Genomic DNA, 22809 nt, shown 5'->3' with positions numbered 1-22809 from the left:
ATCGCGGCGTGAGACCGAACCGGTCCTGGCTTCTCACCGACTTCCTTGGAAGGGTGTTTTTACACGGCCAAGACCCATAGCGGACATTTGCAGGTTTAGCTTTAGTGTTGGGTAACGAACCAGACATACAACTTACTGTTGCGACACGGAGAGCGGCGAATGCTTTGCTTCGAGGTTTGGAGAAATGATGAAAAGCTAACGACGGCGGGCGTGTCTGAGGGCGTGGTGTCCGTCATTTTGCACTGGGTAGGCAAAGGACCGAATGCTTCATCAATCGCAGCTTCGTCGGCGGAGGCGATCCCCGGGATTAACTGCGTGGTCGGCGGGATTGAAGGCGTCACTTCGGTCGACTGGCATGACACTAACGAGTTGAAGGTCGGCGACGAAATTCGGGTACGTCTAATCTCGTCCGATCACTCCGACCCGCCAATTCGTTCACAAACGCCCCCGCGCGGTAACCCGGACTGGATTAAAAAACACCGTCCAGATGGAGCCTAAAGGGAGAGGGTTTGACATAGATGACAAGGGACTATCTTGCAGTTGGTGTTACACAATGTCGGGGTCATATGACCGCTACTAATTGGGCTGAATTCTGTCAAAGCGCCGCTGCGGTAATGCGGGCCGCCCTTGAAAACAAAATCCCTCTTAAGGAAGCAAGCGACTTCTTTGACAACGACAATACGATAACTGATCCAGATTTGCGTCGTTATGTGGAGCGCATGATGTGGGAAATTGATTCAGAAAGAAGCTACTTTCTAAGACTTCTTGAGAAGTTTGAGTTGCAAAGCACTGAAAGAGAACTTGTGCGGTATCTGAACGACAAGTGAAGCGGGCGCCTCAACGAATGGCCCAATATTATATCTATCAAAATACGCATCGTAGGCGCGCCCGAACGCATCTCGCTGAATGCCGTATGTGCGATCACGGTCGTTGGCAGCCATTCGACACCAGCAAGTGTGGAATTTGGCTCGGGCCATATGATCGCGGTCAGGCATTCAAAGTCGTAGAGGAACTTGCCCGTGACGGAATTGATATTCAGCCGTGCACTCGCTGTGAACCGTAACCACTCCGCAAATGACCCAGGGCGGGCTTTGGGCCACGTCACGGACCGACTGGCACTAGTTTGCCTAGCTCGGTTTCCTGAACCTCTCCATGTCAGAGTTTGGCACGATGTCTGCCGACTGGGGTGGACCGGAAGATGCCGGTCAATCGACAAACCGCCGCGATTGACCCGACGCGGAAACCGAGCGTCCAATCATCGCTGATGAACCATTTGTTCTGGGACTCCGACTAAGGGACAAATGAACGTCCGGAGAATGGCGGTCGGTTGTTCCGACTGCTCCGACCAACGTGCGGAGACCACGTGCGATGCAGATGCACTTCTCAACATACCGGTTGTTAGCATGCATGGCCGTGGTGGTTCTCGCCGGGTTGCCGAGAATGGCAGCCGCAGACGAGTTGGATTTCTGCATAAAACTGTCAGATGATCTTGCGGTCACAGAGTGCTCGCGCGCCATCGATTCGCACCAATACACCGGGCGAAACCTCGCGCGGCTGTATACGCGTCGCGGCGGGGCGTACCAGGCACAGGGCGATCCCAACCGCGCAGTGGCTGACTACAACGAGTCGATGCGGATCGATCCGACGTTTCCGGCTGCGTACAGCAACCGCGGCAACATTTGGTTCCACAAAGGCGACTTCGACCGGGCCATCGCGGACTATAACCAGGCGATCAAGCTCAATCCGAAATACGGGGTTGCCTACCTCAACCGCGGCAGCGCCTTGGGGTCCAAGGGCGACCTCGACCGGGCCATCGCGGACTTCGACCAGGCGATCCAGATCGATCCGAAAGATGCTGAAGCGTACTACGGCCGCGGCAGCGCCTGGAGCGCCGGGGGCAAATACGACCGGGCCATCGCGGACTATAACCAGGCGATCGAGCTCAATCCGAAATATGGGAGCGCCTACGTCAACCGCGGCAGCGCCTGGGGCAACAGGGGCGACCTCGACCGGGCCATCGCGGATTTTAGCCAGGCGATCCGGCTCGATCCGAAAATTGCCAAAGCCTATTACAACCGCGGCATGGCGTGGGAGAAGAAGCGCAGTCTGCAAGCGGCATTGGCCGACTTCAAGATGCACGCTCAACTCGCTCCGTCCGATCCAGACGGCCCGACGGCTGTGAAGCGCGTATCGAAAGAATTGAGCAAGATGACGGGGCGGCGCTGACATGGCTCGAATTTATAAAGGACTGGCGGACAGAGCGGCTGGCCGCGTCAAAGACCTCGATGTTGACGCCATCCTTGCCAGGGGAAAGGAGCTATTGCAGAAGCGCTCAATCTCCAATGCAAGGCAATTCGGAGTTGATGGTCGAAAGACGCTCTTCTTGCTGCTTCTCCTTTTCGCGATCCCCGCGAACGACTGCTCCGCGCAGACACCGCCGCCGCCAGTCGACGAACATGCGTTCGAGCGCGTGCCGCCGACGGTGGTGAAGAGATTGGCGACCCGCTTTTCGCTAGGCGCATTCGCCGGCCGCTTCGAGGAGACGCGGCTCGGCGCGGTCCGCAAAGCCGTGGGCGAAGGGACCATTCAACACCAGGGCGACGCTGGAGGTAGCATCTATTGGCTGTGTTATAGGCGCGCGCAGCATCGATTATGGGTCGTGTCCCACGGAGAGATGGGCGGCCCGGACCGTCGCGTCACAGAGATCGTTGAAGAGCTCACCGAGAAAGACACCGAGACCTCGACCGATTGCGCCATCATCCCGGAAAAGTTCTCGCCCGTCGTCTTCGACGGCAAGCTGCATTTGGGTATGTCGCGTAAGGAGGTCGTCACGGCGCTGGGACCGCCGTCGAAGTCGGAAGCTGCTCAGATGCTGTATTTTCATGCCGGAAAGCTCGCAAACGGTTTCGATGAGACCGCTTGGCTCATTCTCCGATTTCGTGAGGAAAAGCTCGTGTTCATGCGCGGCTTCAAGACCACGACGAATTGAAGTGGCTGCTATCGGAAGCTGACTACGACGAGGCGCTGTGGAAGAAGGACAGCAAGGTCAGGGGCTTCAACTGGACGCCAGACTGTCAAAGGACACTTCCGTCGTTGGCACTTTTCAGAAATGGCCGATCTGACAAGTGAAGTCCGCTGCTGGGGCAAGATCGGAAATCGCCGATGCGAGTGCTGACTTCCGAAAATGAGACCCAAAGCAGACATTCGTCGAGGCTTGGGCAAAACCCTCATTATCGGTTTTTCTAAAAGTTGAATGGTTTAGTTTCGCGGAGGGTTATCCAGACCGTGTAGCGTGCGTCGTGCATTCAGTTGGCGAATATTATGCGAATGATGGGTCAAGTGCTAAACCGGTTTTTGTTCGGGTCGAGCATCGTCAAAGCCACAGACGTGATCTCGGCGTGGAACGCTGTCTTAAGTGGATACGTGCTCAACCTGATAATCGTATTCGTCAGCGTTGCGGCGATCATGGTCGCTTTTGGCCGCTACCATCCATTCATCGCTCCGCTCGACGAGGCGGACCTACGTCTAATTCTGGCAATTGCCAATCCGATTACGTTTTTGCTGACCTTCATTGCGTCCTTACAATGGTATCCAAGCTATCAGGCGATCGAACGACAACGAACAGCAAATCGTTCGAGAGGAGAATACCTCATGCTCCTAACCTTGCTTTGGGGAGCGTCGTTGATCTTCTTGACCGCCACTTTAGTTGTTCCTAGCGTCCTAGGCGTGCTGGCGGGCGCGACAGTTCATTCGGCACTTTTTCAATTGATGGTATCTCAACGCGCCATAATCTCACAAAGCTAAGCCGATCTGCCGAAGCTGAAGGTCATGAGTGCTTTTGGCACCTTTGAGACATGCCTGCCTATCCTGAGAATGTCCGTTCATCGGAGTAGACCGGAAGTCGCCATGGTCTGGCCAAACCGACGCGATTGACCCTGAGCGGACATTCGCACATCCCCTGACGGGGCTATGTCTCCGTATCGTCGGCCGTCAGCATGCCAGCGGGACCAGAGCACGTCAAACCAACTTGATTTGCTTTGCAAACGCGCCGTTCCCGGGCGATCTGGCGTCGTCTCAACGAACGAGGGGGTATTCATGGCCGATCCTGCACCGACGAATGCCGCTGATGACGCCGATCCGGAGCGGGCGGCTCCGAACATCTGGAACACGACACCCGAAAACCAGGCGCCGACCTTCCGCAACCAGGACCAGGTCTGGCCGGTGCGCGTCATCCGGCGCGGCGACGCGGTGCGGCCGCTTCCACCGCACGCCCGTTCGCTCGCGGACCTGACCTTTGAGGTGGGCGGGGTACGCCTCGGCCTCAGCGACCACATGGCCCGCCGCCGCACGGCCGGGCTGCTGATCCTGAAGCACGGCGAGATTGCGCTGGAACGTTACGGCATGGGCAACGGCCCGGAGAGCCGGTGGACCAGCATGTCGACCGCGAGGTCGATCACCGCGACGCTCGTCGGGGCGGCACTCCACGATGGCGCGATCGGCAGCCTTGACGATCGCTGCGAGCAATACCTGCCCCGGCTGCGCGGCTCGGCTTACGAGGGCGTCACGATTCGTAATCTCCTGCGGATGTGCTCCGGCGTGGCCTGGCGCGAGCACAACGATGCAGACGGACGCTCGGAGGTCTATCGCCTGAGCAAGGCCATGGTGAGCCGGCGGCCAGGCTCCGTCCTCGACCTCCTGTGCAAACTGCCGCGCGCACAGGCGCAGGGCGTCGTCTTCAACTATTCGACCGGCGAGAGTTACCTGATTGGCGCGCTGATCGCTGCCGCAACAGCCCGGCCCCTGGCCGACTACTGCGCTGAGAAGATCTGGGGACCTGCCGGCATGGAGGCCGACGGGTATTGGCAACTTGACTCTGAAGGCGGCATGGAGATGGGCGGGTTTGGCGTCAGCGCACGCCTGCGCGACTTCGGCCGCTTCGGCCAGCTGGTGCTGGAGGATGGCGAAGCCTTCAATGGGCGGTGGGTCCTTCCGCCCGGCTGGCGCGATCTCGCCGGACAGCCCGACAGCGCCCCCACCGGCTTCGGTCGGCTCATGCCCGGTTCGCCGTTGGGATACGGCTACCACTGGTGGGCGATGCCGCACTTGCCGGGCGACGTCAGCAACGGTGTCTTTTCGGCGAATGGCGGCTATGGCCAGATCATCGTCGTCAATCCGGCCGAGCAGGTGGTCGTCGCAATCCAGAGCGCGTGGCGTCAGCCTGAGGACGGCGACGCCAAGCTCGAAATCGTCGCGATGATCAGAGCTGCGGTGCGCGCGCTCCAAACGGACGCAGCGTCGTAGGCCCCGCGGCGCCCTACCCCGCTCAGCCCTTCTTCGATTTGACGCGGAAGATCACCGGCACGGTAAAGCTCAACCCCTCGTCGGCGATCAATGGCGGCGGCGCGGGTACGGGATCGGAGCGCCGCACCATTGAGAGTGCGGCCTCGTCGAACGCCGCGTCGCCGGATCCCTTTTCGATGCTGACCGAAAGCACGCGCCCCATCCGGTCCAGCGTGAAACGAACAGCGATTTCGGCGGCCTGTTGCGAGCGATCCTTTGGATATTTCTTGTGCTTGTCGAGGTGAGAGATCAGTTCCTTCTGCCAGGTCGCACGCACGCGGCGCGCCGTCTCGCCGGTGCCGATGGCCGGTGCGATCGAGCGCGGCCCCTCCGGGATCGCCTCGGAACTGGGGGTGGCGGTTGCTTCCGACGCGACTGACTCCGTCGAGGCTGCGGTCTGCACCGCCGCGATCTTCGGTTCGTCTTCCTTCGGCTTTTTCGACTCGGTCTCCGTCACCACCCGGTCCGCTTCTTCGGGTTCGGTTGGCTTGTCCTGCGGCAGCTCGGTTTCCTTGACCTCGGCCTTCTGCTCGGCGAGTTGCGGCGACGCCGTCGACGCATCCGTATCCGGCCCCGGCGGCAGATCGGTCACCTCGCGATGGACCGAGGCCATTTCGAGCCCGATCTCGATCGCGGTCGCACCGAGCGCATCGTCGGCTTCTTCGGCCTGCAAATGCGAGATCGCCAGCGCCGCGCCGCCGATGTGCAGCGCGAGCGCGCAGACGCCTGCGAAAATCCAGAGCCGCCGGGACGTGTTCTGTTCGTCGAGGTCAGTCATCACAATCAGCCGTTCAGGGCTTCGTTTCGGCCGGCGCCGGCACCGCCGACGCGTCCGGAACGCCTTCGAGCGCCACCAGCTTGAGCTTCGAATAACCACCGGCGCGCAGGATCTCCAGCACGTCCATCAACTCGCCATAGGGCACCGCGCGATCGGCGCGCAGGAACACATATTTATCCTTGCTCATATCCGGCATCGCGTCGAGCGAGCGCACCAGATCGACCCGCTTGACCAGGTTCTCGCCGATTGCGACCGCCAGATCCGGCTTGATACTTACGTAAGTCGGCTTGTCCGGTTTCTTCTGCGGGGTCGCCGTCGATGTCGGCAGGTCGATCGGAAGGTCGACGGTCGACAGCGGCGCCGCCACCATGAAGATGATCAAGAGGACGAGCATGACGTCGATGAACGGCGTGACGTTGATTTCGTGCGATTCCGCAAAATCGCCGTCGTCGTCCTCGCTCTCTGCGATCGAAGCGCCCATCGCCTACTCCGCTGCCGTACGGGAATGCGAACCGCTGACATGGGTCCGATCGAGATCGCGCGACAGCAGCCGTCCTGCGGCGCCCGACGCACGGCCGACCAGTTCCAGGTAGCCCTTGGTCACGCGCGAAAAGTGATTGTAGATGATGACGGCCGGAATCGCGGCGACGAGACCGATCGCGGTCGCCAGCAGCGCTTCGGCAATACCGGGCGCCACCACGGCCAGATTCGTCGTCTGCGATTTCGAGATGCCGATGAAGCTGTTCATGATGCCCCAAACCGTGCCGAACAGTCCGACGAAGGGCGACGTTGCACCGATGGTGGCGAGCAGGCCCATGCCGAGCCGGATCCGCCGCGCCTCGGCGCGCACGATCTCGGCAAAGCTCGACGCCGCGCGCTCCTTGATGCCGGCGTCGCTCGAGATACCCGCCGACAAGCGCGCTTCGCGCATCGCGGCCGCGAGCAACGACGACAGCACGTTACTTTTCGCGCCCAGCGCGAACTGCGCTTCCGCAAGCGAGCGGGAGTCGCTGATCTTCTTGAGCGCATTGCGCAGCTTGCGCTGAATGACGGTCATCTCGATCATCTTGGCGATGAAGATGGTCCAGGTCAGCAGCGAGGCAAAGGCGAGACCGATCATGACGGCCTTGACCAGCACGTCCGCCGACTTGAACATCGACCACGGCGACAATTCTCGGAGCTCCGCAGCGGCAGCCTTCAACAGCTTGTCACGCTCGGCCGGCGCCGCGGTGGTTTCTGCAGCCGGGGCCGCGGCAGTTGGCGCTGCGGCCGCCGACGGCGCGGGCGCCTGAACCGCCGGAGCCTGCGCGGCTGTTGCTACCGGCGCCATCTGCTGCTGGGCCGACGAAGGCGCAGTTGGCGACAGGATCGCCAATGCGGCGATCGCAGCAACGGTGTTTCGAACAATCAAGAAATTCATGCTTCGGCCCAGTAGCGAATTAGGTTGTGATAGATGCCGTCAATTTGACCGTTTCAGGGTCATCGCCCCGGTCGCATTACCAAGGCCTGGATCGACGTCTGATCGAAAGTCAGGCTGCGGGCGTGGGCATCACGTACCATGCCCTGCAGCCAGACAAAAGACACCACACGCATACCTCGTGTGAGATGCAAACTAGAAGCACCGTAAACAGCGGGATCCCGGCCCGGAGCCTCGTTTTAGGGAACCATCGAAGGCCTCTTCTGCCGGCTTGAGCGACTTAGATTTGAAGGGTTCTAAATCTAAAGATCGGCCGCCAATGGGCACAACACCGCCCGCTCCCAACGCGGCGATGTTGAAACCATTCACCACTTTGATCGCATCGCCGAAGTCGGAGCGCATCACAACCCGCTCGCGCGATGGACATCCAGCGATGTTTCAAAACGTTTCGAAAAGCGCGATCGCAATTGCGGGAATTCGACGAGCCGCCGATCGCGCTGCGCGGATATTATCCCGAGTCCCATCGGGAGTTTTTCCCGCCAAGACTCTTCATACCTTCACCGCGGCGCTGCAGGCGCGAAACGCCTGGCGAGTTGCGCAATCGGCAGGCATTGCAGAGCGACATTTTTGATCAAGCTGCGCGGCTTCAAACCTTTCCAATTGTTTAGGATTCTTCAAGTCTTAGTGTGTTTACACCGAAACGGCGCGCATATTACACCGGACTTCGCTGGGGACTCTTTTGAATACCCTCCCGAACCCAAGAAGCCCGCATGTCCAAATCGCGCGCGATCCGTCTGTTATTGCTGATCGGTGCAATGGCCGGGCTCGGCTATTTCGGCTGGCAGAGATTCCACGGCGAGGACCACGCCGCGCATGCTGCTAGTTCCGAACAGCGCGTGCCGGCCCGCGTCGCCGTCAAGACCGCAGTCGTCGAGAAGGCCGATTTCCCGGTCTATCTGACCGGCCTTGGCACGGTGCAAGGCTTTAATACGGTCCTGGTCCGCACCCGCGTCGATGGCCAGATCAACCGGATCGCCTTCCAGGAAGGTCAGTTCGTCAAGCAGGGCGATACGCTGGTCGAAATAGATCCGCGGCCGTTCCAGGCGACGCTCGATCAGGCCAAGGCCAAGAAAGCCCAGGACGAAGCCAATCTCGCCAACGCCAGTCTCGATTTGCAGCGCTTTACCAAGCTCGGCGAATTCGCAACCCGGCAGCAAACCGATACCCAGCGCTCCACCGTCGCGCAGCTGACGGCGCAGATCGAGGCCGACGCTGCGGCCATCTTCAATGCGCAAACCCAGCTCGACTACGCCACCATCAAGGCGCCGATCTCCGGGGTTGCGGGCCTGCGCCAGGTCGACGTCGGCAACATCGTCAACGCCGCGACCCAGACCGGTATTGTGACCATCGCGCAGATCGAACCGATCGCCGTGATCTTCACGGCCCCCGAAGATCAACTGCCCGACATCAAGGCTGCGCTTGCGGTGGCGCCGCCGCAAACGATTGCGCTGTCGACCGACGGCAAGCGCGTGCTGTCGACGGGAACGCTGGCGCTGATCAACAACCAGGTCGACACCACGAGCGGCACGATCCGGCTCAAGGCCCTGTTCGACAACAAGGATCATGCGCTGTGGCCGGGCCAGTCGGTTTCGACCCGGCTTCTGATTGCGACGCTGAAGGACGCCACCGTGGCGCCCGACGATGCGGTCCAGCACGGCGCCGACGGCCTCTACGCCTTCACGGTCGGCCAGGACAGCAAGGCTGCCCTGCGCAACATCAAGGTGACGCGGTCGATCGACGGGCGCTCCGTGATCGATGAGGGATTGTCGCCCGGCGAGCAGGTGATCACGGCAGGCCAATACAAGGTGCAGCCGGGCACGCAGGTTTCGACCGTGGTCGCAAGTTCGGACCCGGCGCAGGCCAGGGTCGGCCAAAAATGAGCGGCGGAATCTCCGCGCCCTTCATTCGCTACCCCATCGGCACCTCGCTGATGATGGCCGGCATCCTGTTCATCGGTCTCGTCGCCTATCCGCTGTTGCCGGTGGCCCCGCTGCCGCAGGTCGATTTTCCGACCATCCAGGTCTCCGCCAGCCTGCCGGGCGGCAGCCCGGAGACCATGGCCTCGTCGGTGGCGCAGCCGCTGGAGCGTCAGCTCGCGCAAATTCCCGGCATCGCGCAGATGACCTCGTCGAGCTATCTCGGCACGACCGCGGTCACCATCCAGTTCGACCTCAACCGCTCGATCGATGGCGCCGCCAACGACGTGCAGGCGGCGATCAACGCTGCCGGAGGCCAGCTGCCGAAGAACCTTCCCTCGCCGCCGACCTATCGCAAGGTCAATCCGGCGGACTCGCCGATCCTGCTGCTGTCGGCGACCTCGGACACGCTGCCGCTGACATCAGTCAGCGACAGCGTCGACGCCCAGCTTGCGCAGCAGATCAGCCAGATTTCCGGCGTTGCGCAGGTCATCATCGGCGGGCAACAAAAGCCCGCGATCCGCATCCAGATCGATCCCGCCAAGCTGGTCGCCAAGGGCCTGTCGATGGAGGACGTGCGCAGCCAGATCACGATCACCACCGTCGACAGCCCGAAAGGCAATATCGACGGCGCCACCCGCGCCTACACCATCTACGCCAACGACCAGCTGCTCGATTCCAAGGACTGGAACGACGTCATCATCGCCTATCGCAACGGCGGACCGCTGCGGGTTCGCGATATCGGCCAGGCCGTCACCGGTCCGGAAGATGCCAAGCAGGCGGCCTGGGCCAATGGCAAGCGTGGCGTGTTCCTGGTCGTGTTCAAGCAGCCCGGCGCCAACGTCATCGAGACCGTCGACAAGATCAAGGCGACGCTGCCGCGGCTGGTCGCGGCGATCCCGCCTGCGATCAAGATCGAGATCATCAGCGACCGCACCCAGACCATCCGCGCCGCGGTCGAGGACGTGCAATTCACGCTGCTTTTGACCATCGCGCTGGTCGTGATGGTGATCTTCATCTTCCTGCGCAACTTCTGGGCAACCGTGATCCCGACCGTCACGGTGCCGCTGGCCCTGCTCGGCGCCTGCGCGCTGATGTGGGTGTTCGGCTATTCGCTCGACAATCTGTCGCTGATGGCGCTCACCATCGCCGTCGGCTTCGTCGTCGACGACGCCATCGTGATGCTGGAGAACATCACCCGCTACATCGAGGAAGGCGAAAAGCCGATGGCCGCCGCCTTCAAGGGCGCCAGCGAAATCGGCTTCACCATCGTTTCGATCTCGATCTCGCTGGTCGCGGTGCTGATCCCGCTGCTGTTGATGGGCGGCATCATCGGCCGGCTGTTCCGTGAATTCGCGGTCACGCTGGCGATGACGATCTTCGTATCGATGATCGTATCCTTGACGCTGACGCCGATGATGGCCTCGCGCTTCCTCAGGTCGCATCATGAGACCCGGCATGGGCGCTTCTACCAATGGAGCGAAAGCGCGTTCGACGCCATGCTTCGCGCCTATGAACGCGGGCTCGATCTGGCGCTGCGCTGGAAATTCACGACGCTGATGATCTTCTTCGCGACGCTGGGATTATCGGTCTACCTGTTCGTGATCATCCCGAAAGGCTTCTTCCCGCAACAGGACGTCGGCCTGATCACCGCCACCTCCGAGGCCAGCCAGGACATTTCGTTCGCCGACATGAAGCGCCACCAGGAGGAGCTCGGCAAGATCGTGATGGCCGATCCTGACGTCGCGACCATCGCCATGAACGTTGGCGGCAGCGGCAGGGCCGGCAACAACGGCAACATGTACATCACGCTGAAGCCGCGCAACGAGCGCACGGCGTCAGCGCAGGAGATCATCGCCCGGCTGCGCCCCAAGCTGGACAAGGTCGAGGGCGCCCGGCTCTATATGCAGGCGGCGCAGGACGTGCGGCTGGGCGGCCGGCCGACGCGAACCCAGTTCGAATTCACGCTGCAGGACGCCAATCTGGCCGAACTGAACGAATGGGCGCCGAAGATCCTCGCCAAGATGCAGACGCTGCCCGAGTTGCGCGACGTCGCGACCGACCAGCAGACCAACGGCACCACGGTGGAACTGAAGATCAATCGCGACACCGCCTCGCGCTACGGCATCCAGCCGCAAATGATCGACGACACGCTGTACGACGCCTTCGGCCAGCGCCAGGTGACGCAATACTTCACGCAGCTCAACAGCTATCACGTGATTCTCGAAGTGCTGCCGGAACTGCAGGGCAGCATCGACACCCTGAACAAGATCTACGTGAAATCCCCGACCACCGGCGACCAGGTGCCGCTGTCGACGTTTGCGAAATGGACCAGCGTGCCGGTGCGGCCGCTGTCGATCAGCCACCAAGGCCAGTTCCCGGCGATCACGATCAGCTTCAACCTCGCTCAGGGCGCGGCGCTGGGCCAGGCGACCAACGCCGTCCAGAAGGCGATGGTCGAGATCGGCGCGCCGACGACGCTCAACTCGAGTTTCCAGGGCACCGCGCAGGCCTTCCAGCAATCGCTCGGCACCGTGCCGCTGCTGATCCTCGCGGCCCTCGTCGTCGTCTATTTGATCCTCGGCATTCTCTATGAAAGCTACATCCACCCGATCACCATCCTGTCGACGCTGCCGTCGGCCGGCGTCGGTGCGCTGGCGATCCTGATGCTGTTCGGATTCGATTTCAGCCTGATCGCACTGATCGGCATCGTTCTGCTGATCGGCATCGTGAAGAAGAACGGCATCATGATGGTCGATTTTGCGATCTCGGCCGAGCGCGACGAGCAGCTGGAGCCCGAGGCCGCGATCCGCAAGGCAGCGCTGCTGCGTTTCCGCCCAATCATGATGACGACGATGGCGGCCCTGCTCGGCGGCGTGCCCTTGATGCTCGGCACCGGCACCGGATCGGAAATCCGCCAGCCGCTCGGCTATGCCATGGTCGGCGGCCTCATCGTCAGCCAGGCGCTGACGCTGTTCACGACGCCGGTGGTCTATCTCTATCTCGACCGGCTCTCCAACGCGTTTGCGCGCTGGGGGCGACCGGCGCATCCCGCTCGCGAGGCCGATCTTGAACAACAAGGCACCGTGAAGCAGGCCGCCGAGTGAACCGGCTTTGCGCGTGATGGATTGCCAGTGATTTAACCCTGCGGGCGATCTGGCCGGCGGGTTACTTGACTTTGCGCCCCTGACGGCACATCCGAGAGCGACATATTTCGGAGCCGTATCAGTGAAAATTTCAGCAACGCTCGCATTCGTCGTCGCCGTTACGTTTGCCTCGCCCGGCTTCGCCCAGACGCCGCCGGCGCCCAAGGCCAAGGCCGCGCCGCGTGCAGCCCAGGCCACGCCGTCGCCGACGCCGGCCCCGCAGGCCGATGCCGCGCCGGCCAACACCCCCGCCCCTCCCGGCTGGGTCGCGCGCTGCTCCAGCCCGAGCCGCGACGCGCCGCTCGAATGCGCCGTCGAGCAAAGCGCGGTTCTGACCAAGACCGGACAGGTGATCGTGCTGCTCAACATCCGCGTCGCCGGCGAGAGCCGTCAACCGATCGCCATCATCCAGTTGCCGCTCGGATTGAACCTGCCGGCGGGCGCCAAGCTTCAGGTCGATGACGGCAAGGTCTCCGATCTGCAGATCCAGACCTGCGAGCAACGCGGCTGCTATGCCAACAGCCCGATCCCGGCGGACATGCTGGCGGCGATGAAATCCGGCAAGCAACTGAAAGTCTCGTTCCAGAACATGGCCAAGGAAAGCATCACCATTCCGATGCCGCTTGCCGACTTCGCCGCGGCCTACGACAAGATCAAGTAACGGCCCGCGTCGAGGCCTCAGGCGACGGCAACCGGCAGCGGCACCTCGGCTTTCACGGCCACATAGACGGTGTTGCTGGCATCGTGATCCCCGCGCCAATTGTCGAAAGTCACGACATGGCTCGTCGCGGTCGCAAAGGCGCCGGCCAGCACGCGCTCGAACGCATCGTCGGGTGGATCGTTCGACCACAGTGCGAACACGCCGCCCGGCTGCAGATGGCCGGCGAGCCGCGCCAGCCCTTCCGGCTCGTACAGCGCGGCGTGGCGCGGATGCAGCAGCTTGCGCGGCGAGTGATCGATATCGACCAGCACGGCATCGAAACGGCGCCCCTGTGCACCCGCATCGAACCCTTCGGCGGAAGACGACATCGCAAAGAAATCGCCATGGGCCAGGCGGCAGCGCGGATCGCCGGTGAGCTCCTTGCCGAGCGGAAGCAATCCCTGCTCGTGCCATTCGATCACCTCGGAAAGCGCATCGACCACGATCAGCGATCGCACGCCGGCCTGTTCGAGCACCGCGCGCGCGGTGTAGCCGAGCCCGAGGCCACCGACCACCACGTCCAGATCCGCGCGACCATGCGCCGCGAGGCCAAGCCGCGCCAGTTCGATCTCGGCCAACGTGTACTGGCTCGACATCAGAAACTCGTCGCCGAGCTTGATCTCAAAAATATCGACATCGGACATCGGCCGCCTGCGGCGCCGCAGGCTGAGCACGCCCATCGGCGTCGGGCGGAAGTCCAGTTCTTCGAACGAAAGGCTCATCGGCCAAGGCCTGACTGCGGCCCGGCCGCGTCCCAAAATACCGGCGGATTTGCCGGACCCTATGCAACAACGCCTTCCCCGCGCGCTTGCCAAGGGCGCAAGGTAGCGAGTAGAAGGGCGCCAGTTCGCCGGATTCTAAAGGATCCGGTCGCGAGCAATTGCCGGTCGACTCACTAAGTCATTGATGTCGCTGAGCAATTCTTGGGGAATGGTGTAACGGTAGCACAACAGACTCTGACTCTGTTTGTCTAGGTTCGAATCCTAGTTCCCCAGCCAAACTTCTCGAAAAGGCCCATCAGCGCTCACGCCGTAGAATCGAGCCCTCCCGAGACCAGATAAACGGGATCGCATCCGCGGACCCAGACTCACCCTGCCCGTCCAACAGCTGCCGAGGACGAGCAGCACGAGCGCGGCTGGCCTTGTCCGGCGCCGGGCTCCCGCTCCTTCAGCAGTTCGATTGCGTGGGTCACGACCTCCCGTTCATCCCAGTGGATCCGCTCGAAGGAGACCGCGATCCGCGCTTGTGAATCCAGAATGTAGACCTCGATGCGATGCCGGTTGACCAGCGACTCGATAAAGTTGACGCCGAGCTCGAAATGCCGGCGAAGCGCGTCGTTATCCAGCGCCCGCAGCATCCGGTGTCGGGCATCCAACCGCACCCCCCGGTCCTGCGCGTAAATGCGAAGACGTTCGGGCAGGTCAAACGCCGGATCATAGGTAATGGCAGCGGTCTGGATTCGCTCGCCCAGCCCCTGCGCGTCAAGCAGTCCCTGAACGCGCGCGAGTTTTGCCACTGTCAGCGAGCACTTCATCGGATTGTCGCAGCGCGTGTAGAAAAACACGACGATGGCCGGCCTTCCCTTGAAGAATTCCTCGAAGGTAATCCGATTTCCGTCGTGATCCTCGAGAACAACGTTCTCGATCGGCCCGGCATCGCGGCGGGAACCGGCCGTCCACGAAACCGTGCCTGGCAGACTGTCTGACGGCGCGTCACAGCATGCGTGCGAACCGCTACTGGCGGCCTGATCGGCGCCGGAGATCGCCTGGATGGCGCGGTCGATGTCGATGCGCAGCTTCCTGGAACCGGCGCCGCCTTGGGCACGAAGCAACATCAGCTCGGGAATGACGCCGCGCGCCAACGGGCCGAGCCACGCCAACGTCGCGAGCAGTTCGCGAACCGCGCTCGTCCCGGCGGCGGACATGGCATATTCGCCATAGGCGTCAAAGGACACGGGCTCGTCGCGATAGCGGATGTTTGACAGAGCGCGCATGACGAACGCTGCGAGCGTGCCGGTCGGACGCGGGTACGACCGCAGCGCGCGCGCGGCAGCCGCGACCAGATATGGGTCAACCCCGGCGTCCAGCTCTTCGAGCAGAAAGATCAGCGCGCCATCCGGGACGCCAGCCCGCGCAAGGGCGAGAAGGATCCAGCCGCGCATCCGCACGACCGCCGCCGCCCCGCACTCCGCGTAAACAGGGTGATTTTCGTGCAACAGCTCCGTCAGCAGCTCGCGACGACCCGGATCGACGGCCAGCCCGTCGACCAATGCTGCAAACTGTGCTTCCGAGAGCTGGCTCGCCGGTTTGACACGTGGCATCGCCCACTCACCTCACTGGCCGTATTTACCGAGAAATCGCGAGGCGCTTTGCTTGTATTTCGCGGACGCCTTGCCGGCGCTGAGCCGATCGACGCTCTTGAGCAACGCCTTGTCCTTGCCGATGGCCTCCTGATCGCCAAACTGGGCCAACGCCGTGAGGCTCGTTGCCTTGATGTCGTCGTAGTCCGACTTGTCGAGGAGGATCTCGCGCGCGTGCTGCTGCATTTTTTCAGGCTTGAGCGCCTGCAGCGCGGAGGCCGCAATCTGCCTGACCTCGCGCAGCTCCTTCTTGTCGCGCAGCAGCTTCTCGAACATCGGCGCGGCGGTGGCGTCCGCCGCAAGCAGCCGCAAGGCCTCGCGCCGCGCCATCTCATCCGGCGGCTTCTTGACGATGTCGCGCGCTGCCGAGTAGGCGTCCGCATGCACATCATAGCTGAGAAGCTGCAACGCCTTTTCCGGCGGGACCAGCGCCTTCTTGGGATCCTTCAGCCCCTCAAGAAGTTTTTTCTGCGCATAGCCGTCCTTCTCGCGCGCCAGGATACCGAGCACGCGCTGACGCAGTTCCGGATCCGGGTCATCCGCGATCGCCCGCAGCGTGGCGATGTAATCTCCGCGGCTCGACTCGAACGCCACGACACTGAAACTTGCCGCCTGCATCGCTTGCAGCGCTGCAAGCCGCACTTTGACGGGCTCATCCTGGTTGCGCAGGGTCTTCAACATCGCCTGAAGATCCTTGTCGCTTTCGCACACCGCAAGGGGCGCCAGCGCGGCGGCCGCAACCCGCGCCTTGACCGTGCCCTTCGGACTCGTCGCGATCGACGCCGCGCGCCGGGCGGCGACCTTTGGCGACTCCGCCTTCACCGACCTTTTGCTTGATCGTTTTCTTGCCGATTTCTTTGGTGATTTCTTTGGTGATTTTTTTCTTGCCGGCTTCGACCGCTTTGCAGCTTTGCGTGTGGGGGCCATGGCTGCTATCTCCTCGCGCGAGGCGCGTTAGAACTGCACATCGTCGTAATCGAATCCCATGCGGGACGTGGCGTTGACCGCGCCCTGGTAATCCAGACTGCTCTGCACGCGCGGTTGCAGGCCCGGCGCGCTGACGCAGGGTGACGGAGCCATCGATCCGCCCGGCGCCGTCGGCGGACGCTGACCTCCGGTAATCCCGTTCCACGGCCACATCGTATCAGGCAGATTGTGGCCGATCGGGTTACCGCCGTTATTGGCGAACGATGCCGCGAGCGCCGGATTGAAGCGCCCGTTCTGGCGCTGCCACTTTGCCCACAGGCGGTCGACGTTGCAATGAAGCAGAAAGAAGAGCGGATCTTTCGCAGCCGTGCCGATGCTGGCGATCGAACCGCCGAAGCTGGTATGGGCCGACCCGTGCGGGTTACCTTCCATGGTTTGAAACGCCGCGTATTGCGTGCCAAGGGCCAATGTCTGGGGCTCGGTGCGAACGCCAGGCGGCGCCGAGGTCGTGAGGAAGAACGGCCGGCGGTTGATCCCCTGCACCCCATCGGTCTTCCAGAACTGCAGGGGATTGGTGGCGTTGAACTGGACGCTGCCAAGGGCATTGGAGACGCCGAGGAAATCGCGATTGAATATCCGTGGCGCAGCCTGATCGAAGCGCCAGTACGGTAACGCTACACTTGGATCGATCGCCTGAAGCTCCCGTTCCAGATCCAGAAGGTAGGCGCGATGCCACGGCAGAAACCCCGGCGCGCCGTGGGCCTGCGGCGAACTCACATTGGTGTGCATGTTGCGGAAATCCGCAAAGCGTCCCAGACCCTGATTGTTGAGTTGCGCGAATGCCGACACGAAGCGATCACGCTCGCCCGCGGTCAGCGCGTTGGCGTTCTTTCGAATGCGCACCATCAGCGAGACCGATCCCACCAGCGTGGCGCCAACGCGCGCCTCGATTTTCACGTCGCCATTGTTGACGCTGGGCCGGCCGAACCGGCCGGCGACAAAGAACGGAACGGTGGTGCCGTTGGTCGGAACCGGAAGCGTAAGGCTGTTTGCAAACGATCCCGTGGCACCTGCGCGGAACACCACGACACCGCCGCTGGCCGACGATACCCCGGCGATGGTGACGTTGACGGTCGGCGACGTGGCGCCGGACGGATTGGTCACCCGGATGCGGCAGGGCGAAGGCGCCCATGAGACGAATCGCGTGGCAGCAGTTGCGCCATTGTTGATCTGCAGTTCGACATCCATTGCCGTGCCTCCCGGGCTCGCGACTTTCCTGCGGCTGGCCTGCTGGGGCCTGATCGGAGTGATCCTGATCGGCCTGGGCTAGTCGCCCGGCGTTGATTTTCCTTGGCAATCGCCAGCGAACATGACTTCAAGTCTATGGCTGCGCTGAAAACAACATACAACCTTTCCGTGCGCGTGAAAAGAGCGGCATTGGCGCGATCGGCGATTGACTTCGTCACCCTGCGGCTTGCGGCGACAGGCGCGCCAAGGCGCGATTGCCGGCGGGCTGGCGCGGCTTTTGCGCGTCGTGGACCTCAACGATCAGGTGGAAGCATGCCGGCGGGTGTTTGCCAGTGACACAAGGTGGACCGTCGTGCGCGGCAGCGACCTTGAGGAAGGCGAGAGCCAGGGCTTGCCCGTGTGGAGCCGCCACGTAGGCGACCCCATCCTCAAGAGCAACATGACGCGTCGCGTGGACTTTGCCCTGTTCATGGTCACGGCGCTCGGGAATGACGACCTGGTCAGGGAGGCGCCGGCGATTGTCGGCTGCCGGACACCATCCGCGATCGAACACGCCGGAGCGGCTGGCCTGTAGGGCGGATTCTCTTTAACCCGCCATCTCGCATGGAACGGCGGGTTAAAGAGAACCCGCCCTGCGCAACTGAGCTTGCCTGTGCCCCTCACACCGGCGGCGTGCCGTGGGTATGAAACGACTCGATGGTCTTCAGCCCCCAGGCCTGGCCCTTTTTGCGCTCTTCCTCGGTCCAGACGATCGGCTTCCAGTCGGGCGCCAGGATGAGGCGGGCGCCGGCGTTGGCGACTTCGACGCGGTTGCCGCCGGGCTCGTAGACATAGAGGAAAAAGGTCTGCTGGATGGCGTGCTTGTGCGGACCGGTTTCGATGTGGATGCCGTTTTCCAGGAAGATGTCGGCGGCGCGCAGGATTTCCTCACGGCTGTCCAGCGCATAGGTGACGTGATGGAAGCGGCCCATCTTGCCGTAGTGATCGCGGGTGTAGGCAAAATCGTAGCTCTTGTTGCACATCGTCATCCACATCGCGGCTTCCGTGCCGTCGTTGAGCACGATCTGCTCGGTGGTGCGCAAGCCGAGATAGTTTTCGAAGAACAGGCGATTGGCCTTGATGTCGACCGCCAGGCAATTGAGATGGTCGAGCCGGCGGACATTGACGCCGCGCGCCGGAAACCGCTGCGCTTGGTTCTTCAGTGCCGGCTTCAGTTCGGGCGGCGCCTGGTACCATTCGGTCTCGTAATAGAGCTCGACGATATGGCCGTCAGGATCGCGGCACCGGAACGCCGGCCCCTGCCCCATGTCGCCATCGACCCAGCCGATGTCGAAGCCGGATCCCTTCAGCGCGGCGACGCGGCGCTCCAGCGCCTGCGGGCTGCGCGCGCGCAGCGCCATGTGTTCCATGCCGGAGGTCTTCGACGCGGTGAGTTTCAGCGAATAGCGCTCGTAATCGTCCCAGCCGCGCAAATAGACCGACTCGCCCTTGCGGCCGCTGACGGTCATGCCCATGACGTCGACAAAGAATTTTTCGCTCTCCTCCGGCTTCGGCGTCAGCATTTCCATGTGGCCGAGATGGGCGAGATCGAAGATCGGCTCGGGGGTCATGGTATCGCTCCTTTAAATCAGCGCACGCGTTACGTCGTCGAACAGCTCATCCGTGCTGAACGCACGCGGAATGAGCCTCTGCTGCGCGCAATAGCCAATGATCAGCTCCAGCGAACGGCGCATCTCTTGCGCCGTGAAGCGCGGTGCGGCCGGCGACGCATTGGCCGACTCTGTCAGCAGCCGATGCACTTCCCGCACCACGTCCGGATTTTTCTCGCACATTGCCCGGCTCACCACCACCATGTGGTTGATCGGCACCACCTTGTGCTTCGCAGCCCAGGCCTTCTCCTCCGCGGCGACGTCGGCGAACAGCGGTTTCAAATCCGCATGGTCCGACTTCTCGCCGAGCACCGCGTCGAGTTCACCGTCCACAAGCATCTGGATGATTGGCTTGCCGGCCGGCGCCCGTTTGGTCGTGTCCTTGAATTCGGCGACATGGGCGTCCTCGAAGGTCACCCAGTCGATCGAATCAAGGTCGACGCCGTAATCATTGGCGAGGATGCCGCGCAGCCACGCGCCGGTCGTGGTGGTGAAGGAGCGGATACCGACGCGCTTGCCGGCAAGATCCTGCGGCTTCAGCGCGCCCCGCTTGGCGTTGTACAGCGCATGTCCGTGCTGGTAGCGCGCCATCACCACATCGGGCAGCAGCACCATCGGCTTGTCAAAACTCCTGGCCATCAGATAGGTGACGATGGCCATCTCGGAGACGTCGAACGCGGCCTCGCGGACCATCGGCTTGAAGCCCTTGTTGGTCGGCGAATAGTCGACAAAGTCGAACCCGACCAGATCGGATTTAATCGCGCCGCTCTTCAGCGCTGATGTCCCCGGATGATCGCCGAGCAGAGTCCGCAGGCGCATTGCCATCTCAATCGCTCTCCGGCTCATCGACATAGACAAGGCCGGCCTTCGCCAGCGGCTCGCGCATCTTGTACATGTCGAGACCGAGCACACCGGCGGCGAGTTGCTTGCGCTTGCCGTCCTCGTCGGCGTGGCGTTTTTCGCCCTTGGCCACGACATCGGCGGCATCTTTCCGCCTGACGACCACGACGCCGTCGTCATCTGCGACCACAGCGTCGCCCGGCACCACGTTGATCCCGGCGCAGACCACGGGCACGTTGACGGCTCCCAAGGTCGCCTTGACCGTGCCCTTGGCCGAAATCGCCCTCGACCACACCGGAAAGCCCATCTCGCGCAGCGCCTTGGCATCGCGGACGCCGGCATCGATCACCAGGCCCCTGACGCCGCGCGCCATCAGCGAGGTCGCAAGCAAATCGCCGAACATGCCGTCGGTATTGTCGGTGGTGCAGCCGACCACCAGAATGTCGCCGGGCTTGCACTGCTCCACCGCGACATGGATCATCCAGTTGTCGCCGGGCTGCGCCAGCACGGTCACCGCCGTGCCCGCTGCCTCGCCGCCGGCCCATACCGGACGCAAATATGGTTTCATCAGGCCGAAGCGGCCATAGGCCTCATGCGCGGTGGCGACGCCGAGCGCGCCGAGGCGGTTCACGAGATCAGCGTCGGTGCGCTTGATGTTGCGGACAACGACGGTTTTCATGCCAGTTCCTCCATCGCCATCGGGAACAGCCGCTGATAGGCCTCGCCATAGGTCATGGCCTTGCCGGAATTGCGGCCGCCCTGCATGCCCCGCTGCAATGCGACGCGCTCATAGTACGCCCACAGGTGTTTTTGCGCGGCGAGAATTTCAAAGGTCTTGCGCTTCTGCTCCCAGACCTCATCGATGTTGAGGATCACCTGCGGCTTGAAATTGCACATCTCGGGCTGGTGCGGTTCGAACAGGAACACCGGCGGCGCGGCGTAGGTGTACTTTGCGCCGGGCTTGTGGCCCATCGCTTGCGCCACCACGCGGGTCTCCTGCGCGAAATGCGCGGCGTTGGGATGATCGAAATTGTAGGGGTCTTCCAGCGCGTGGGTGAGCACGAAGGACGGATTGAGCTCGCGGTAGATGTCGACCATGCGGTCGAAATGCGCTTCGGTGGTGCGCAGCGGATAATCGCCGGCATCGAAGAATTCGATTTCCGCGCCCAGCATCTCGGCGGCCCGCTGCGCCTCGTCGCGCCGTCCCGCCTTCACTTTTTCAAGCGTGGCGCCGGATTCCTTCCAGGCGAACTGGCTCTCGCCGCGCTCACCGAACGACAGGCAGGCGATCTTGATGCGGTAGCCTTTTTTGGCATGCAGCGCGATCGCCCCGCCCGCGCGCCAGACGAAATCGCCGGGATGCGCCGTGACCACGAGGCCGGTCTTGTTTGCGTTGGTCATTGCTGTTTCCTCTTTCGTGTTCCGGCTATTGTTTCTCGATCCCCGCCCGCTCGATCACTTTAGCCCATTTCTCGATGTCGTCCTTCAGCCGCTGCGCGATTTCCTCCGGCGTGGAGGACTTGGCCTCGATGCCCAGCTCAAGCGCGCGCTTCTTCAAATCGGGCGTGTCGAGCACGTCGCGGAGCGCGGCATTGAGCGTACCGATCACCTCCGGCGGCGTGCCCTTCGGCGCGAAGATCGCGTTCCAGGAGCGCGCCTCGAAATCGCCGCCGCCGGCTTCCTTTACCGTCGGCACATCAGGCAGAAACGAGGTGCGGACCAGTCCCGAGGACGACACCGCCGTCACCGCCTTGTCTGATATGTGCGACTGCACCGCAGTGTAATTCTCGATCGCCATCTGGATGTCGCCGCGCAGCAGCGCGATCAGGACGTCGGGCGAGCTGCGGAAGGGAACAATGGTCAGGTCGACGCCCGCGGTGGATTTGAACAATTGCGCCGAAAGATTTTGCGTCGAGCCGACAGTGATGGTGCCGACATTGAGCGCGCCGGGCTTTTCCCTGGCCGCTTTGATCAGGTCTGCCAACGTCTGGTACGGCGAGCCGGCCTGGGTGACGAGGATGAAGTCGAAATAGCCCATGCTCGAGACCGGAACGAAATCCGTGACCGGATTAAAGCGTAGGTTCTTGAACAGGGACACCGAGATCGCGGTGCCGTTGCTCAGCAGCGCCAGCGTATAGCCGTCGGGAGGCGACGACAGAACCGCGCGCGCGGCGGTGATGCCGCCGGCGCCCGGCATGTTCTCGATGATGAAGCGCTGCCCGAGCTTTTCGCCGAGCTTCTCCGTGACGATCCGCGCGGTGACGTCGGCAACCCCGCCTGGACCGAAGGGAAGGATCAGCCGCACCGGCCGGTTGGGATAGTTTTGGGCGCAGGCAATCTGCGGCATCAGCAGCAGCAACGCAATTGCGCCTGCGATCGATACGCAGCGGCCGATCAACCGAAAACCATCGCGCTTGCCCGTCATGGTT

Annotated in this window: 23 protein-coding genes, 1 tRNA gene and 1 pseudogene; 12 read left to right on the top strand and 13 right to left on the bottom strand. The window is 62.5% G+C overall.

The window, feature by feature from the left end; translation table 11 throughout:
- Positions 1-159 precede the first annotated feature (159 nt).
- From JQ558_RS31190 to JQ558_RS31165, 6 genes are all read left to right on the top strand, one after another.
- Positions 160-498, top strand: a complete 339-nt coding sequence (locus JQ558_RS31190) for a hypothetical protein (protein ID WP_212296191.1) — start codon at positions 160-162, stop codon at positions 496-498.
- Between the two features lie 20 nt (positions 499-518).
- Positions 519-827: a hypothetical protein gene (locus JQ558_RS31185; protein ID WP_212296190.1), complete on the top strand. Its 309-nt coding sequence runs from the start codon at positions 519-521 to the stop codon at positions 825-827.
- A gap of 541 nt (positions 828-1368) precedes the next feature.
- A complete protein-coding gene (locus JQ558_RS31180; protein WP_212276238.1) occupies positions 1369-2226 on the top strand; it encodes a tetratricopeptide repeat protein in 858 nt (285 codons plus the stop codon).
- Between the two features lies 1 nt (position 2227).
- Complete coding sequence (locus JQ558_RS31175; RefSeq protein WP_212276237.1) at positions 2228-2989, top strand: hypothetical protein; 762 nt, start codon at positions 2228-2230, stop codon at positions 2987-2989.
- 332 nt (positions 2990-3321) lie between these two features.
- Positions 3322-3804, top strand: coding sequence for a hypothetical protein (locus JQ558_RS31170; RefSeq protein ID WP_212296189.1), 483 nt, complete (start codon positions 3322-3324; stop codon positions 3802-3804).
- Between the two features lie 291 nt (positions 3805-4095).
- A complete protein-coding gene (locus JQ558_RS31165) occupies positions 4096-5301 on the top strand; it encodes a serine hydrolase (protein WP_212296188.1) in 1206 nt (401 codons plus the stop codon).
- Between the two features lie 22 nt (positions 5302-5323).
- On the opposite strand, the gene JQ558_RS31160 is transcribed toward JQ558_RS31165, so the two are convergent.
- The 4 genes and pseudogenes from JQ558_RS31160 to JQ558_RS31140 all read right to left on the bottom strand — a co-directional run.
- A complete protein-coding gene (locus JQ558_RS31160) occupies positions 5324-6118 on the bottom strand; it encodes an energy transducer TonB (RefSeq protein WP_212207406.1) in 795 nt (264 codons plus the stop codon).
- 13 nt (positions 6119-6131) lie between these two features.
- A complete protein-coding gene (gene exbD, locus JQ558_RS31155; protein WP_212296187.1) occupies positions 6132-6599 on the bottom strand; it encodes a TonB system transport protein ExbD in 468 nt (155 codons plus the stop codon).
- A 3-nt stretch (positions 6600-6602) separates the two neighbouring features.
- The gene (exbB, locus tag JQ558_RS31150; protein ID WP_212276233.1) at positions 6603-7538 is read right to left on the bottom strand and encodes a tonB-system energizer ExbB; all 936 of its coding nucleotides are present in this window, start codon (positions 7536-7538) and stop codon (positions 6603-6605) included.
- Positions 7535-7756: pseudogene (locus JQ558_RS31140) on the bottom strand (PKHD-type hydroxylase); the annotation flags it as partial. The gene exbB and the pseudogene JQ558_RS31140, both read right to left, overlap by 4 nt.
- A gap of 549 nt (positions 7757-8305) precedes the next feature.
- Here JQ558_RS31140 and JQ558_RS31135 point away from each other — a divergent pair.
- The 3 genes from JQ558_RS31135 (at position 8306) to JQ558_RS31125 (ending at position 13318) form a co-directional block, all read left to right on the top strand.
- On the top strand, positions 8306-9475 hold the full coding sequence (locus JQ558_RS31135; RefSeq protein WP_212296186.1) for an efflux RND transporter periplasmic adaptor subunit: 1170 nt from the start codon (positions 8306-8308) through the stop codon (positions 9473-9475).
- Positions 9472-12618 (top strand): multidrug efflux RND transporter permease subunit, encoded by a 3147-nt coding sequence (locus JQ558_RS31130; RefSeq protein ID WP_212296185.1) that lies wholly within the window; start codon positions 9472-9474, stop codon positions 12616-12618. The genes JQ558_RS31135 and JQ558_RS31130 overlap by 4 nt, the downstream gene beginning before the upstream one ends.
- Positions 12619-12739: 121 nt before the next feature.
- Positions 12740-13318 carry an invasion associated locus B family protein gene (locus JQ558_RS31125; protein ID WP_312015052.1) on the top strand — a complete coding sequence of 193 codons (579 nt, stop codon included), beginning with the start codon at positions 12740-12742 and terminating at the stop codon, positions 13316-13318.
- 17 nt (positions 13319-13335) lie between these two features.
- On the opposite strand, the gene JQ558_RS31120 is transcribed toward JQ558_RS31125, so the two are convergent.
- A complete protein-coding gene (locus tag JQ558_RS31120) occupies positions 13336-14079 on the bottom strand; it encodes a spermidine synthase (protein WP_212276230.1) in 744 nt (247 codons plus the stop codon).
- A gap of 202 nt (positions 14080-14281) precedes the next feature.
- Between JQ558_RS31120 and JQ558_RS31115 the strand changes: the two genes are divergently transcribed.
- A tRNA-Gln gene (locus tag JQ558_RS31115) sits at positions 14282-14355 on the top strand.
- An 89-nt stretch (positions 14356-14444) separates the two neighbouring features.
- On the opposite strand, the gene JQ558_RS31110 is transcribed toward JQ558_RS31115, so the two are convergent.
- Both JQ558_RS31110 and JQ558_RS31105 read right to left on the bottom strand, forming a co-directional pair.
- Positions 14445-15677, bottom strand: coding sequence for an SCO family protein (locus JQ558_RS31110; RefSeq protein ID WP_212296184.1), 1233 nt, complete (start codon positions 15675-15677; stop codon positions 14445-14447).
- A gap of 12 nt (positions 15678-15689) precedes the next feature.
- Positions 15690-16397 carry a HEAT repeat domain-containing protein gene (locus JQ558_RS31105; RefSeq protein WP_212207393.1) on the bottom strand — a complete coding sequence of 236 codons (708 nt, stop codon included), beginning with the start codon at positions 16395-16397 and terminating at the stop codon, positions 15690-15692.
- A 13-nt stretch (positions 16398-16410) separates the two neighbouring features.
- Between JQ558_RS31105 and JQ558_RS31100 the strand changes: the two genes are divergently transcribed.
- Positions 16411-16674, top strand: coding sequence for a hypothetical protein (locus JQ558_RS31100; protein WP_212296183.1), 264 nt, complete (start codon positions 16411-16413; stop codon positions 16672-16674).
- Here the strand turns inward: JQ558_RS31100 and JQ558_RS31095 are convergent.
- Positions 16671-17891 (bottom strand): tyrosinase family protein, encoded by a 1221-nt coding sequence (locus tag JQ558_RS31095; protein ID WP_212296182.1) that lies wholly within the window; start codon positions 17889-17891, stop codon positions 16671-16673. The two genes, JQ558_RS31100 and JQ558_RS31095, sit on opposite strands and share 4 nt — an antisense overlap.
- A 205-nt stretch (positions 17892-18096) precedes the next feature.
- Here JQ558_RS31095 and JQ558_RS31090 point away from each other — a divergent pair, with 205 nt between their 5' ends.
- On the top strand, positions 18097-18465 hold the full coding sequence (locus JQ558_RS31090; RefSeq protein ID WP_212296181.1) for a hypothetical protein: 369 nt from the start codon (positions 18097-18099) through the stop codon (positions 18463-18465).
- A gap of 85 nt (positions 18466-18550) precedes the next feature.
- Here JQ558_RS31090 and JQ558_RS31085 read toward each other — a convergent pair whose 3' ends face one another.
- Genes JQ558_RS31085 through JQ558_RS31065 form a run of 5 tightly spaced genes read right to left on the bottom strand, consistent with a single transcriptional unit; the run spans position 18551 to position 22805 of the window.
- Positions 18551-19501, bottom strand: coding sequence for a catechol 2,3-dioxygenase (locus tag JQ558_RS31085; protein ID WP_212296180.1), 951 nt, complete (start codon positions 19499-19501; stop codon positions 18551-18553).
- Positions 19502-19513: 12 nt separating this feature from the next.
- The gene (locus JQ558_RS31080) at positions 19514-20359 is read right to left on the bottom strand and encodes a hypothetical protein (protein WP_249142722.1); all 846 of its coding nucleotides are present in this window, start codon (positions 20357-20359) and stop codon (positions 19514-19516) included.
- 7 nt (positions 20360-20366) lie between these two features.
- Positions 20367-21059, bottom strand: a complete 693-nt coding sequence (locus tag JQ558_RS31075) for a 4-carboxy-4-hydroxy-2-oxoadipate aldolase/oxaloacetate decarboxylase (protein ID WP_212296178.1) — start codon at positions 21057-21059, stop codon at positions 20367-20369.
- Positions 21056-21781, bottom strand: a complete 726-nt coding sequence (locus JQ558_RS31070; protein ID WP_212296177.1) for a PIG-L deacetylase family protein — start codon at positions 21779-21781, stop codon at positions 21056-21058. Before JQ558_RS31070 ends, JQ558_RS31075 begins: the two co-directional genes overlap by 4 nt.
- A gap of 25 nt (positions 21782-21806) precedes the next feature.
- Entirely contained in the window at positions 21807-22805 is a 999-nt protein-coding gene (locus tag JQ558_RS31065) for a tripartite tricarboxylate transporter substrate binding protein (protein WP_212296176.1), read from the bottom strand.
- Positions 22806-22809 lie beyond the last annotated feature (4 nt).

This window comes from Bradyrhizobium sp. AUGA SZCCT0160, from assembly GCF_018130105.1.
In the GTDB taxonomy this organism is placed as follows: Bacteria; Pseudomonadota; Alphaproteobacteria; order Rhizobiales; family Xanthobacteraceae; genus Bradyrhizobium.
Note: the sequence above shows the minus strand (reverse complement) of the source record. Positions and strands in the feature narration are given on the sequence as shown.